Here is a 12890-nt window from a genome sequence, read left to right as displayed (position 1 = left end):
CGGAACAAGCCCCGGGCATGACGACCATTTCCAGATTCTACCGCCGCTCGCCCATCTCGGCGGAGCTCTTGGCTTCCTGCGCGAGTTCAGCGGACAGCGCGGCGGTCTGGGCCGGGGTGCCCCAGCTCGGCTCCTCGCTGCCGTCGCCCCAGTTGCGCGGCCGATAGAAGGTGTGCACGCCGGTCTTGTACAGCTTCTTCATCTCGGCGACCCAGGACGGGCGGACCCAATAGGCGTGGTAGTGCGTGGACTTGCCGACCTCGGGCAGCCAGATCTGGCCGTCGAGCATCGCCTTGGAGATCTTCCTGGCCCGCTCCCACATTTCGGGCTCGCGGATCACGTCCGGATTGTTGTCGCAGGCGAAGGTGAACTGGCAGGCGAAATGGCGGTACTTGTTCTGGTAGACCACGCCGCACACGGTTTCGGGATATTTGCCGGAGAACACGCGGTTCATCACCACCTGCGCCACGGCGATCTGGCCGCGCACGGCCTCGCCGCGGGATTCGAAATAGACGGCTTCGGCGAGGCACTTCTCCGATTTCGCGCGCGACTTGTCGTCGAGCGCGAGCCGCTCCGCCGGCGATCTGGCACGCTGGCTGTCGGCGTTGACCTCGCCCTTCGGCGCAACGCTCTCGCCGCCTTCGATGTCCTTGTCAACCTCCGCCGATGAAGGCGACGGCGAAGCCGTCACCTTCATGTCGGGATCGGGCACCACGATCAGCGGCTCGGCGCCCGGCTGCCAGCTCTCGATGGTCTCGAGATTGCCGCCGAGCGAGGAGCTGCCGAAGAACAGGCTCGAGGTCTTGACGCTGAAGGGATCGCGTACCGGTGCGGGCGCAGCAAGGTCCCGCTTCAAGGCCTCCAGCGGTGCGGTCGCGGGCGCGCGCGCAGCGTCGCTGGCCTGCGGCGGATTGGAATATTGCGGCAGCGGCGGCGCGCGCAGCGCTTCCTGGAGCTCGGGATCGAGCACGGCTGCGGATTCCGGCGACATCGCCGGCGGCAATGCGGCGGTCTTGGAGCCGAACACCGAGCGGTTCGACGTCGCGGGATCTTCCTGTGCCGGTTCTGCAGCCGGCGCGACCGTCTCGGGAGCCTGTGGCGGCGCGACGATTGCGAGGCGATCGCCCTTTAGCGAGCGGTCGACCCTGGGAAAGTCGGAAGCCTGGTAGCGCAGCGGCGCCTGAAGCGCAGGATTGCGGCTGATCGCGCCGATGACGTCGCGGCCGTCGAGGCTCGCGAGCCGAACCATCGCGCTCTGCGGAGCGGAGGTGCCGATAGGCCGTGAAAAGCTGTAGGTGGCGAGCTGGATCGAGGACGCCGCGGAAAACACCTGCTTCTGCCAACGCTCGGCGACGCCGGGTTGGCGCGCCAGCAGCGAGGCAATGTCCTGATAGCCGGTCTCTCTCGGCATCAATGCGAAGATGCAGAGACCGATGCCGAAGGACGCGAACCGCGCGCCCTTCGGATGGTTACGCAACACTGACATCGATACGCTCACGCTACGCTTACGCTCGTCCGATCGAACTCGGTACATCCGTGCAATTCGATCTTTATCGTAAGTATCCAATTTAGGTTGCCGGGGCGTTAATCCGCGTTGCGCATGCGGCACACTCAAGCGAATGCAGGTGTTTTCACGGAGCGACGTCGCGCATTGGTAAATGCGGCCTCACGTGAAGCGGTAAACATCGCGTCAACGCGTATGGTGAAGGAACTCTTGCGCATGCGTATCATTACGGGACGCGTGACGGGTTCCTGTTGTGGCGACTGCTGTCCTGCTCCCGGTCAAGCCGGGCTATGACAGGGAGGGTACGACACGCGCGCAGCCACAAACTCGTCATTGCGAGGAGCACTTGCGACGAACCAATCTAGAGTCCCTCCGCGGAAAGATTCTGGATTGCTTCGACACGCTCGCAATGACGTTGTTGAAAGAGCGTGACGTAAAATGAAAGAGGCGGGGTCCTGGCCCCGCCTCTCTCATTCCAGCATCCTAGTTCTGCTTACGCTTGGCTGGCGATGGCCTTGCCGAGTGCGGCTTGCGCCGCTGCGAGCCGCGCGATCGGCACGCGGTAGGGCGAGCAGGAGACGTAGTTGAGGCCGATATGGTGACAGAAGGCGACGGAGGCAGGATCGCCGCCGTGCTCGCCGCAGATGCCGACCTTGAGCGAGGCACGGGTCTTGCGGCCGCGCGCGACGCCGATCTTGACGAGCTCGCCGACGCCTTCCTGATCCAGGGAGATGAAGGGATCGACCGAGAGGATGCCCTTCGCGACGTAGGGACCGAGGAAGCTCGCCGCATCGTCGCGGCTGATGCCGTAGGTCGTCTGCGTCAGGTCGTTGGTGCCGAACGAGAAGAACTCGGCCGACTCCGCGATCTCGGCCGCAAGCAGGCAGGCGCGCGGCAGCTCGATCATGGTACCGACCTGATAGGCCAGCTTGGTGTTGGTATCGCGCATCACCGCCTGGGCGGTCGCATCGATCCGCGCCTTGACGAGATCCAGCTCGGCCTTGGTCGCGATCAGCGGCACCATCACCTCGAGGCCGACGGCCTTGCCGGTGCGCTTCTCGGCCTCGACTGCCGCCTCGAAGATCGCGCGGGCCTGCATCTCGGCGATCTCCGGATAGGCGATCGCGATTCGGCAGCCGCGGAACCCGAGCATCGGGTTGAACTCCGAGAGCTCGCGCGCGCGGTCGGCCAGGCGCCGCGGATCGGTGTTCATGGCGCGCGCCACTTCCTCGACCTCGGCATGGGTGTGCGGCAGGAATTCGTGCAGCGGCGGATCGAGCAGGCGGATCGTGACGGGCAGGCCCTTCATGATCTCGAACAGCTCGACGAAGTCGGCGCGCTGCATCGGCAGCAGCTTTGCGAGCGCGGCGCGGCGCGACTGCTCGTCCTCGGAGAGGATCATCTCGCGCACCGTGCGGATGCGCGTCTCCTCGAAGAACATGTGCTCGGTGCGGCAGAGGCCGATGCCTTCCGCGCCGAACTTGATCGCAGTGCGCGCGTCGTCGGGCGTGTCGGCATTGACGCGCACGCCGATCTTGCGGACCTGGTCGGCCCAGTTCATCAGCGTGCCGAACTCGCCGGACAGTTCCGGCTCGATCATCGGCATGCGGCCGGCGAGCACCTGGCCGAGCGAGCCGTCGATGGTGATGACGTCGCCTGTCTTGAAGGTGCGCGAACCGATGCTCATGGTGCCGCGGCCGTAATCGACGCGGATGGTGCCGCAGCCGGAAACGCAGGGCTTGCCCATGCCGCGCGCGACCACCGCCGCGTGCGAGGTCATGCCGCCGCGGGTGGTCAGGATACCTTCGGCAGCGTGCATGCCGTGGATGTCTTCAGGGCTGGTCTCGATGCGGACCAGAATCACCTTGCGCCCGTCGGCCTGAAGCTTGGCCGCCTCGTCCGAGGAGAACACGATCTCGCCGGAGGCTGCACCCGGGGATGCCGGCAGACCGGTCGCGATCACGTCGCGCTTGGCGTTGGGATCGATGGTCGGATGCAGCAGCTGGTCGAGCGAGGCCGGATCGATCCGCGTCACCGCTTCCTTCTTCGAGATCAGGCCCTCATTGGCGAGCTCGACCGCGATGCGCAGCGCCGCTTTCGCGGTGCGCTTGCCGCCGCGGGTCTGGAGCATCCAGAGCTTGCCCTGCTCGACCGTGAACTCCATGTCCTGCATGTCGCGGTAGTGCTTCTCGAGCAGCGTGTAGATCCGCGTCAGCTCCTTGAAGGCTTCCGGCATCGCCGATTCCATCGACGCCTTGTCGGAGCCCGACTCCTTCCGCGCTTCCTCGGTGATGTCCTGCGGCGTGCGGATGCCCGCCACCACGTCCTCGCCTTGCGCGTTGATCAGGAACTCGCCGTAGAGCTTGCTCTCGCCGGTCGAGGGATTGCGGGTGAAGGCAACGCCCGTCGCCGAGGTCTCGCCCATGTTGCCGAACACCATGGCCTGCACGTTGACCGCGGTGCCCCAGGATTCCGGAATGTCGTGCAGCTTGCGGTAGGTCACCGCGCGCGCGTTCATCCAGGAGGAAAACACCGCACCGATCGCGCCCCAGAGCTGGTCGTGCGGATCCTGCGGAAACTCCTTGCCGGTCTCGCGCGCGACCGCGTCCTTGTACTTGCCGACCAATTCGACCCAGTCGTCGGCGGACAGGTCCGTGTCGAGCGTGTAGCCCTGGGCGTCCTTGAAAGTGTCGAGGATTTCCTCGAAGTGATGGTGCTCGAAGCCGAGCACCACGTCCGAATACATGGTGATGAAGCGCCGATAGCTGTCATAGGCGAAGCGGCGGTCGCCCGACAATTCGGATAGCGCTTCCACGGTCTGGTCGTTGAGACCGAGATTGAGCACGGTGTCCATCATGCCCGGCATCGAGGCGCGCGCGCCGGAGCGCACGGAGACGAGCAGCGGGTTCCTGGCGTCGCCGAACACCTTGCCGGTCAATTTGCCGACGTAGTCGAGCGCTTTCTCAACCTGCGACTGCAACTCCTTCGGGTAGGTCTTGTCGTGTGCGTAGAAATAGGTGCAGACCGAGGTCGGGATGGTGAAGCCGGGAGGCACCGGCAGGCCGAGATTGGCCATCTCGGCGAGGTTGGCGCCCTTGCCGCCGAGCAGGTCGCGCATCTCCGAGCGACCCTCGGCCTTGCCGTCACCGAACGTGAACACCCATTTGCCGGCCTTCGCCGTGGCTGCCGCCGCCTTGGCAGGCACAGCCTTCTTCGGTGCAGGCTTCGCGGCGACCTTCGGCAGAGCCGCCTTGGTCGCAGCTTTTGCCGCCGGCTTGGCTGCGGACTTTGCAGCGGGCTTGGCGACCGGCTTCGGCGCGCTTTTAGCCAGCGTCTTGCGGGCCGGAGGCGCGGCTTTCGCGACGGCAGAGGACTTTGATTTCGCTGGCATTTTCTTAGGCTTCGAGGCGGCTTTGGCCATAGCTTGCACACAACCTGCGAGAGGAATGGGAAATCGCGGGCCTTACACCATTTTGGGCGTGCCCGCGCAAGTCGGACGGTTCCTAAAAGTGAACGCCTAGAAGCGGAGCCACTTCAGGAGCCCGAGCCCGATCGCGCCGTTGACGATGAGGAAGATCGCGACGATGAGGTTGAGAAGCCGCGGCATGATCAGGATGAGCACGCCCGCAATCAACGACAGGATCGGCGAAATGTGGGCGACGGTGATGTGCATGAACTATCTTTCTGTGGAGGTGAGGCGAATCGCGCGCGGATCATAGCCGGCCCGGTTCCGGGAGTAGAGATGCGCAAGACGCGCTTCGAGTTCCCCGCTTCGCGAAAACTGCCCGAAATTGCCGCGAATGCGGCAGGCCTTTTCCCGGAACATTGCCATGAGGCAGGCATTGGCAACCGGTCGCGCCAGTCGCGCGCCCGCAAAAGAAACGTCGAAGGAGTTGTCCATGCGGAACAGGATTCTTGCTCTTGCAGCGCTCGCGGCCGCGGTCGGCTCGCCTCTGGCGGCGCAGGCGCAAAGCGGTGTCACGGTGGGACGCGCGCCGGCCGTGGTCGACAGCGCCCCGACCATTGCGGTCGACCAGCGGCCAGCCTTCCGCGAATATGTCGTCGAACAACGTGTGCCGCCCTTCCGGATTCCGGATCGTGTCGTGGTCGGCGCCACCTTACCCGAAAGCGGGGTCACTTATTATGACGTGCCGCAACGCTTCGGGGCCACCACCTATCGCTACACCGTCGTGAACGGCGAGACCGTGCTGGTCGAGCCGCGCTCGCGCCGCATCGTCGAGGTGCTGGACTAAATTCGCGTTTGGACGCGTTTTCCCACGCGAAGCGACACCCACTTCGCTGGGGAACGCTGCCGTTCCATTCGATGTCCGGCGCGTCACGTCAGGCTGGCGCGAGCAGTACCAAATCGGACATCGGCCCTGCCCGGTCCTCCCCCCGCCGGGCGGGGCTTTTTGCGTCCTGTCATTCCGGGGCCAACGAAAGCGCGAACCCGGAATCTTGAGATGCCGGGTTCGGTGCTCCGCACCGCCCCGGAACGACAAAGGTTGTTTGCCGCGCGAACGCTGCTCAATCCTGGATCTTCGAGAAATCCGCCACCGCGCGCGTCGCGCTGCGGATCTCGTTCAGAAGCTTGAGGCGGTTCTCGCGCACCTTCGTATCGTCGTCGTTGACGCGCACCTTGTCGAAAAAGGCATCGACCGGCGGACGCAGCTTCGCCATCGCGCTCATCGCTGCAGCGAAATCCTCCTTGGCGACGGCCACGCTGGCTTCCGTCTTCACCTCGCCGATTGCCTTCGCCAGCGCCTTCTCCTCGTGGAGGCTGTAAAGCGCCGCATCCGGCGTGCCGTCGAAGCTGCGCTTGTCCTTTTTCTCCTCGATCGAGAGGATGTTGCTGGCACGCTTGGTGCCGGCCAGCAGGTTCTTGCCGTCATCGGTATCGAGGAATTTACCGAGCGCCTCGACGCGGCGGACGATCATGAGGAGGTCGTCCTGGCCGCCGAGCGCGAACACGGCGTCGACGAGATCGTGCCGCGCACCCTGCTCGCGGAGCTGGACCTTGAGGCGGTCGGCGAAGAAGGTGAGCAGGTCGCTCGGAAGCTTCTGCGCATCGGCAGGCTTCACCCACAAGCCAGCGAGCGCGGACGCCGCCACCTTCATCAACGACAGACGAAGTGCATTCTCGGCAATCAGCCTGATTACGCCCAATGCCGCTCTCCGCAACGCATAGGGGTCCTTGCTGCCCGTCGGCTTCTCGTCGATCGCCCAGAAGCCGACCAGGGTATCGATCTTGTCCGCTAGCGTCACCGCGACGCTCACCGGATCGGTCGGCACGCGATCGGCGGGGCCCTGCGGCTTGTAGTGCTCCTCGCAGGCGGCGGCGACGGAGGGGTCCTCACCCTGGGCCAGGGCATAGTATTTGCCCATCAGCCCCTGCACCTCCGGGAATTCGCCGACGACTTCGGTCAGCAGATCCGCCTTCGCCAAATGCGCGGCGCGCGTGGCCCTGGCGACATCGGCGCCGACCAGCGGCGCGATCTCGGCGGCAAGGCGTTCGATGCGCTTGATGCGCGCGGCTTGCGTGCCGAGCTTCTCGTGGAACACGATCTGCTCAAACTTCGGCAGCCGATCCTCGAGCTTCGTCTTGAGATCGGTCTCATAGAAGAACTTCGCGTCGCTCAGCCGCGCGCGAATGACGCGCTCGTTGCCGGCGATGATGGTCTTGCCGCCATCGGTCGCCTCGATGTTGGCGACCAGAATGAACTTGTTGGCGAGCTTGCCCGTCTTGGCGTCGCTCACGACAAAGCACTTCTGGTTGTTGCGTATGGTGGCGCGGATCACCTCCGCCGGCGTCGCAAGGAACTCCGGCTCGAACGAGCCCATCAGCACGACCGGCCATTCGACGAGGCCGGCGACCTCGTCGAGCAGATTCTGGTCCTCGACGAGTTCGAAGCCCTGCGCGAAGGCCAACTGCTTGGCGTCGGTGAGGATCGCGTCCTTGCGGCGCTCGGGGTCGAGCACGACCTTGGCGTCGAGCAGTTTTGCTTCGTAGTCCTCGAAGCGGCGCACGGAAATCGCCGCGGGCGCAAGGAAGCGATGGCCGTAAGTGGTCTGGCCGCTCTCGATGCCGTCGACCTCGAATTTCACGACATCGGGCTCTTCGGTCTCGAGGCCGAAGGTCGCGGTGATCGCATGCAGCGGACGCACCCAGTTCAGCGAGCCGGGCTTGCCGGAGCGCGCGCCCCAGCGCATCGATTTCGGCCACGGGAAGGTGCGGACGATGACGGGCAGGATTTCCGCGAGGACGTCTATCGCGTCGCGGCCGGGCTTTTCGATCAAGCCGATGTAGAAATCACCCTTGGGGTCGCGCTGGATTTTTGCTTCGTCCAGCGACTTCAATCCCGTCGCTTTCAGAAAGCCCTGGACGGCCGCGTCGGGCGCGCCGATCTTCGGGCCGCGGCGTTCGGTCTTGAGGTCGGGCTGGCGCGCAGGAATCCCGTGCACGGTGAGCGCAAGGCGGCGCGGCGTCGCGAAGGCCTTTGCGCCCTCATAGACGAGACCTTCGGCAACCAGCTTGTCGGTGACCATGCGGCGCAGATCGTCGGCCGCCTTCGCTTGCATGCGCGCGGGGATTTCTTCCGAGAACAGTTCAAGCAAAAGATCGGGCATCAGGCCGCTCCGCCCGCTTCAGTATGGATCCAGGCCTCGCCGCAAGCCTTGGCCAGCTCGCGCACGCGAAGAATGTAGCTCTGCCGCTCGGTCACGGAGATCACGCCGCGCGCGTCGAGCAGATTGAAGACATGGCTCGCCTTGATGCACTGGTCGTAGGCCGGCAGCGCCATCAGATGCTGTTTCCGATTGCCGCCCTCGCGCCAGCCGGCGTCGAGATATTTCCGGCAGGCCGCTTCCGCCATCTTGAACTGCTCGAACAGCATCGCGGTGTCGGCATGTTCGAAATTGTGCCGTGAATATTCCTGCTCGGCCTGCAGGAACACGTCGCCATAGGTGACCTTGGCGTGCCCCTCGCGGCCGTTGAAGTTGAGGTCGTAGACGCGGTCGACGCCCTGCACATACATCGCGAGTCGCTCAAGCCCGTAGGTGAGCTCACCCGCGACCGGCGCGCATTCGAAGCCCGCGACCTGCTGGAAATAGGTGAACTGAGAGACCTCCATGCCGTCGCACCAGCATTCCCACCCCAAACCCCAGGCACCGAGCGTCGGGCTCTCCCAATCGTCTTCGACGAAGCGGATGTCGTGCACGGCGGAATCGATGCCGATCGCGGCGAGCGACTTCAGATACAGTTCCTGAAGGTTCGGCGGCGATGGCTTCATGATCACCTGGAACTGGTAATAGTGCTGCAGCCGGTTCGGGTTCTCGCCGTAACGGCCGTCCTTGGGCCGGCGCGAGGGCTGCACATAGGCCGCGTTCCAGGGCTTTGGCCCGAGCGCGCGCAGCGTGGTCGCCGGATGGAAGGTGCCCGCGCCCATCTCCATGTCGTAGGGCTGCAAGATCACGCAGCCCTGCTCGGCCCAGAACCGCTGGAGCGCGAGGATGAAGCCCTGGAACGAGCGTTCCGGGCGCATATGGGCGGGCAATGAGTCGTCCATCGTCAGATCGGGCTCTCGCGGGGGGTTTTGAATCGCGCGGGACCGTATCGACGGCGGGGATGGGAATCAAGGCGATGGGGCCGGAAATGGCCCTGTACTCCGTCATGGCCGGGCATGTCCCGGCTACTACCTTGGTCGCGGCGCGAAGAACGTGGATGCCCGGGACAAGCCCGGGCATGACGACTGTGGCGGCTAACCCGGCCGATAGGCTCCGGTGACGGGGTCACGCTTCAGCGTCTGGATATCCCCCATATGGGCGGCTTCAGCGACGCGCGACAGACGCATCTCCTCCAGCTCCTGGTTGATCCGGACAGCGGTCTTGTAGGCCCAGCGGACCACGGCAAGCCCGCCCAGCACGCCCGCGAAAGCGACGAACGGCGGCATCGGTCGATCCTTGTCTAGTGCTCAGCCCCCACGCGCATTGTTGCGCAGATGGGCCTGCGCCGCAATCGGCGGGTCGAGGGCCAAATGGCGCGGCAGGGCGCGGCCTAAAACCCGAATTTCGCCCAGATCGCCCGCGTCTCGACCGCCGAGATCAGCTCGTCCGGCAAGCCGGCCATCGATTCCAGGGCCAAAAGCTGCCCCGCGCCGGGCGATTTCCGCCCCAAAAGGCCGGAGAGCAGTCCTGTCGGCTGTGCGATCACGGGGGTGAGAACCTTCTCGCCAAAGCGAGCACGAAGAGTTGAGCGAAGATCACCGATGTGGTCGGCAAGCCCCAGCGCGATGGCGCTCTCACCGGCCCAGTATTCCCCCGTGAACAGGGTGTCGTCCGCTCCCTTCAGCCGCGCGCCGCGGCTTTCCTTGACCAGCGAGATGAAGATCTGGTGGATCTCGCGCTGGATCGCCTTCAGCTTGGCGACGTCGTCAGGGTCTTCCGGGAGGAACGGGTCGAGCATCGCCTTGTGTTCGCCCGCCGTGTAGAGGCGCCGTTCGATGCCGAGCCGCCTGATCGCCTCCTGAAAGCCGAAACTGCCGCCGACCACGCCGATCGAGCCGAGGATCGAAGAGGGATCGCAGATGATCTCGTCGCCGGCGCAGGCGATCATGTAGCCACCGGACGCCGCGACATCCTCGACGAACACCAGCACCGGCAGCTTCTTCTCCGCCGCGAGCTGCTTGATGCGCAAGTAGATCTGACGCGACTGCACCGGCGAGCCGCCGGGAGAATTGATCACCAGCGCCACCGCCTTGGCGTGCCGATACGAGAACGCGCGCTCGAGCACCCGCGCGACGCCAGCAAGCGTCAAGCCGGGGCGCAGCGGCGTCACCGCACCGATCACCCCTGACAGCCGCACCACCGGCACCACCGAGGTGCCCGGCCGAAAGCGCGCCGGCAGATATTGCATGAGCTTGTCGGCCAGGCCGGAACTCTCACGATCGTTCAATTGTTCGGCCATGCCGTTACCTCTGATTAACCATTTCTTATCACGCGACTGTCATTGGAAGTGCCCGGAACGTGCTTTGCAGTTTTCCCGTTGGGAGGCTGCAATGAGGCAGCGGAGAACACCATGAAAATCTATCTGCTGATGCTGCTGATCGGCGCGCTGTTCACGGCGATCCGCCTCACCTCGCCGCAAGAGCAGCAGTCCGAATCGCTTCCCCGGTAAGCCCTCACGGTTCCACCAGCGGCAAGGCCGCTCTCCCTTCCAGAATCTGCGTCACTGCGCTTTCGGACATGCGTGACTCGTCGTTGAGCATGAGGCCCGGCAGCAATCGCGTCGGGGCCCGGCCGCCTTTCACCGCACGCACCAGCACGCGGATCGCGGGCCGCCCCGCTTCGCCATGAACCGGCAGGATCGAGACGCTGCCGAACCCGCGTGACAGCGCTGCCAGGACCTCGGCGATTCCATCCGCACGCCAGATCAAGGTCAGCACGCCATTGGATCGGAGGATACGTCGCGCTGCATGCACCCACGCATGCAGGGTCTCCTCCGTCGCCACATGCGCGGTGTGCCGCGCCCGATCCGGCGAGCCGCGATGCCGCGCCGGATCGTTGAAGGGCGGATTCATCAACACCACGTCCGCGCTGTCGGGCGACAGCCCGTTTGACGCAAAGGCCTGCGGCTCGGCCGTAACGTCGAGCACGATCGTCTCGGCGGCAATCGCATTCGCCGCCGCGTTGCGCCGCGCGAGCTCGGCCAGCTCCGGATCGATCTCGACCAGGCTGAGCCTGATGCCCGCGACGCGGCGCGCCAGCGCCAGTCCGGCCGCGCCGATACCGGCGCCGAAATCGACCACGCGGTCCCCCGCCTTCGCGTCGATCGCCGCCGCAAGCAGGATGGCGTCATGCCCGGCGCGATGGCCGGATCGTTTCTGCATCAAGCGCAATTGCCCGCCGAGAAAGGCGTCCTCGGTAATATCTGCGGCCTCAATCATCGCCGCGCAGTTCGTGGCTGAGGCCGGCTTCGGTGAGGAGAGCCCTCGCCTCCTGGGCGTCGTCCTCATGGACCAGGATCCGCCGCGGCAAAATGCCGAGCGAGCCCTCGATGATGCTCATGTTCTGGTCCAGCACCAGATGATGGATGTTGGCACCGTCAAGCAGCGCGCCGATCGCCGACACCAGCACCATGTCATTGGTCCGAACCAGTTCGCGCAAAACGCAGATCTCCTGCCTGAAAGGGGGGCATGCGGCAAATGTCAATGGTTCCGAGGTCTTGCCGCGTCCGTCGCCAGTTTCTATTGTCTTTCCATCAGAATAGCCCTTCCGGGGCAAATATTGGAGACCGGCGTGGCCGTCATCGTACCTTTCGAAACTCCCGGCGCGTCGATCGAAGAGCTGGTTGCCCTTGTCGCCCCTGACATGGAGCGCGTCAACGCCACGATTCTGTCGCGGACTGGCTCCGAGGTGACCATGATCCCGGAGGTCGCCAACCACCTGATCTCCTCCGGCGGCAAGCGCCTGCGGCCGATGCTGACGCTCGCCATGGCCAACCTGGCCGGCTACGCCGGCGACGGCCATATCAAGCTCGCTGCCTCCGTCGAGTTCATGCATACCGCCACCCTGCTCCACGACGACGTCGTCGACGAGAGCGAATTGCGCCGCGGCAAGCTGTCGGCGCGCATGCTCTGGGGCAACGAGGCGAGCGTGCTGGTCGGCGACTTCCTGCTCGGCCAGGCCTTCCGCATGATGGTCGAAGTCGGCTCGCTCCGCGCGCTCGACATCCTCTCCGCGGCCGCCGCGACCATCGCCGAGGGCGAGGTCATGCAGCTGGCCGCAGCCAAGAACACCGCGACCACCGAGGACGAATATCTCGCCGTGATCCGAGGCAAGACCGCCGAATTGTTCGCGGCCGCCTGCGAGGTCGGTCCCGTCATCGCCAACCGGCCGAAGGCGGAGCAGACCGCCTGCCGCTCGGTCGGCATGAATCTCGGCATCGCCTTCCAGCTCGTCGACGACGTGCTCGATTATGGCGGCAAGAGCGCCAAGCTCGGCAAGAACACCGGCGACGATTTCCGCGAAGGCAAGATCACCCTGCCGGTCGTGCTCGCTTTCCGACGCGGCAACGACACCGAGCGCGCCTTCTGGATCCGAGCGCTAGAGCGCGGCGAGATCGGCGATGGCGATCTCGACCACGCCATCGGCCTGATGAACAAGCATCGCGCGCTCGAGGATACGCTGAGCCGCGCCCAGCACTACGGCGCCATGGCGGTGGACGCGCTGGCGCTGTTCCCGCCCTCGCCGATGAAGAGCGCACTGGAGCAGGTCGTGGCGTTCTGCCTGGCACGGTCGCATTAGGCGACTGGCTGACGTACTTCCCGATTTTCGCACCGTTGCCTACTCCGCCATCCTGAGGCTCGCCTAAGAGGCGAGCGCCTCAGGG

At 65.1% G+C, this 12890-nt stretch carries 12 protein-coding genes; 2 read left to right on the top strand and 10 right to left on the bottom strand.

Annotated elements, in window-relative coordinates; genetic code table 11:
• Positions 1 to 37: 37 nt before the first annotated feature.
• The 4 genes from ABIG06_RS21665 to ABIG06_RS21650 form a co-directional block, all read right to left on the bottom strand.
• Positions 38 to 1486, bottom strand: a complete 1449-nt coding sequence (locus ABIG06_RS21665; protein ID WP_370138570.1) for a cell wall hydrolase — start codon at positions 1484 to 1486, stop codon at positions 38 to 40.
• A 511-nt stretch (positions 1487 to 1997) separates the two neighbouring features.
• Positions 1998 to 4925: a pyruvate, phosphate dikinase gene (gene ppdK, locus ABIG06_RS21660; RefSeq protein WP_370138569.1), complete on the bottom strand. Its 2928-nt coding sequence runs from the start codon at positions 4923 to 4925 to the stop codon at positions 1998 to 2000.
• Positions 4926 to 5021: 96 nt separating this feature from the next.
• Positions 5022 to 5177, bottom strand: coding sequence for a DUF3096 domain-containing protein (locus ABIG06_RS21655; protein ID WP_008562090.1), 156 nt, complete (start codon positions 5175 to 5177; stop codon positions 5022 to 5024).
• 3 nt (positions 5178 to 5180) lie between these two features.
• The gene (locus ABIG06_RS21650) at positions 5181 to 5405 is read right to left on the bottom strand and encodes a hypothetical protein (protein ID WP_370138567.1); all 225 of its coding nucleotides are present in this window, start codon (positions 5403 to 5405) and stop codon (positions 5181 to 5183) included.
• Between ABIG06_RS21650 and ABIG06_RS21645 the strand changes: the two genes are divergently transcribed.
• Entirely contained in the window at positions 5404 to 5757 is a 354-nt protein-coding gene (locus tag ABIG06_RS21645; protein ID WP_370138565.1) for a DUF1236 domain-containing protein, read from the top strand. The genes ABIG06_RS21650 and ABIG06_RS21645 overlap by 2 nt on opposite strands.
• Positions 5758 to 6031: 274 nt before the next feature.
• Here ABIG06_RS21645 and glyS read toward each other — a convergent pair whose 3' ends face one another.
• From glyS to ABIG06_RS21615, 6 genes are all read right to left on the bottom strand, one after another.
• The gene (gene glyS, locus ABIG06_RS21640; protein ID WP_370138563.1) at positions 6032 to 8131 is read right to left on the bottom strand and encodes a glycine--tRNA ligase subunit beta; all 2100 of its coding nucleotides are present in this window, start codon (positions 8129 to 8131) and stop codon (positions 6032 to 6034) included.
• On the bottom strand, positions 8131 to 9069 hold the full coding sequence (locus tag ABIG06_RS21635; RefSeq protein ID WP_370138562.1) for a glycine--tRNA ligase subunit alpha: 939 nt from the start codon (positions 9067 to 9069) through the stop codon (positions 8131 to 8133). Before ABIG06_RS21635 ends, glyS begins: the two co-directional genes overlap by 1 nt.
• Positions 9070 to 9261: 192 nt before the next feature.
• A complete protein-coding gene (locus ABIG06_RS21630) occupies positions 9262 to 9453 on the bottom strand; it encodes a hypothetical protein (protein WP_027558178.1) in 192 nt (63 codons plus the stop codon).
• 104 nt (positions 9454 to 9557) lie between these two features.
• Positions 9558 to 10466 carry a S49 family peptidase gene (locus tag ABIG06_RS21625; RefSeq protein ID WP_370138561.1) on the bottom strand — a complete coding sequence of 303 codons (909 nt, stop codon included), beginning with the start codon at positions 10464 to 10466 and terminating at the stop codon, positions 9558 to 9560.
• A 214-nt stretch (positions 10467 to 10680) separates the two neighbouring features.
• Positions 10681 to 11445: a tRNA1(Val) (adenine(37)-N6)-methyltransferase gene (locus ABIG06_RS21620; protein WP_370138560.1), complete on the bottom strand. Its 765-nt coding sequence runs from the start codon at positions 11443 to 11445 to the stop codon at positions 10681 to 10683.
• Entirely contained in the window at positions 11438 to 11665 is a 228-nt protein-coding gene (locus tag ABIG06_RS21615) for a DUF2007 domain-containing protein (RefSeq protein ID WP_008131471.1), read from the bottom strand. The genes ABIG06_RS21620 and ABIG06_RS21615 overlap by 8 nt, the downstream gene beginning before the upstream one ends.
• Before the next feature lie 132 nt (positions 11666 to 11797).
• Here ABIG06_RS21615 and ABIG06_RS21610 point away from each other — a divergent pair, with 132 nt between their 5' ends.
• Complete coding sequence (locus ABIG06_RS21610) at positions 11798 to 12805, top strand: polyprenyl synthetase family protein (RefSeq protein ID WP_124159784.1); 1008 nt, start codon at positions 11798 to 11800, stop codon at positions 12803 to 12805.
• Positions 12806 to 12890: the final 85 nt, after the last annotated feature.

Origin of the sequence: Bradyrhizobium sp. USDA 326 (assembly GCF_049739485.1) — a bacterium.
GTDB lineage: Bacteria > Pseudomonadota > Alphaproteobacteria > Rhizobiales > Xanthobacteraceae > Bradyrhizobium.
The sequence above is the reverse complement of the archived record's forward strand: the minus strand, read 5'-3'. Positions and strand labels throughout refer to the sequence as shown.

Excerpts from the sequence above, each read along its gene's own strand:
- ABIG06_RS21665 (WP_370138570.1), bottom strand. The coding sequence starts at position 1,486 with ATGTCAGTGTTGCGTAACCATCCGAAGGGCGCGCGGTTCGCGTCCTTC.
- ppdK (WP_370138569.1), bottom strand. The coding sequence starts at position 4,925 with ATGGCCAAAGCCGCCTCGAAGCCTAAGAAAATGCCAGCGAAATCAAAG.
- ABIG06_RS21655 (WP_008562090.1), bottom strand. The coding sequence starts at position 5,177 with ATGCACATCACCGTCGCCCACATTTCGCCGATCCTGTCGTTGATTGCG.
- ABIG06_RS21645 (WP_370138565.1), top strand. The coding sequence starts at position 5,404 with ATGCGGAACAGGATTCTTGCTCTTGCAGCGCTCGCGGCCGCGGTCGGC.
- ABIG06_RS21650 (WP_370138567.1), bottom strand. The coding sequence starts at position 5,405 with ATGGACAACTCCTTCGACGTTTCTTTTGCGGGCGCGCGACTGGCGCGA.
- glyS (WP_370138563.1), bottom strand. The coding sequence starts at position 8,131 with ATGCCCGATCTTTTGCTTGAACTGTTCTCGGAAGAAATCCCCGCGCGC.
- ABIG06_RS21635 (WP_370138562.1), bottom strand. The coding sequence starts at position 9,069 with ATGGACGACTCATTGCCCGCCCATATGCGCCCGGAACGCTCGTTCCAG.
- ABIG06_RS21630 (WP_027558178.1), bottom strand. The coding sequence starts at position 9,453 with ATGCCGCCGTTCGTCGCTTTCGCGGGCGTGCTGGGCGGGCTTGCCGTG.
- ABIG06_RS21625 (WP_370138561.1), bottom strand. The coding sequence starts at position 10,466 with ATGGCCGAACAATTGAACGATCGTGAGAGTTCCGGCCTGGCCGACAAG.
- ABIG06_RS21620 (WP_370138560.1), bottom strand. The coding sequence starts at position 11,445 with ATGATTGAGGCCGCAGATATTACCGAGGACGCCTTTCTCGGCGGGCAA.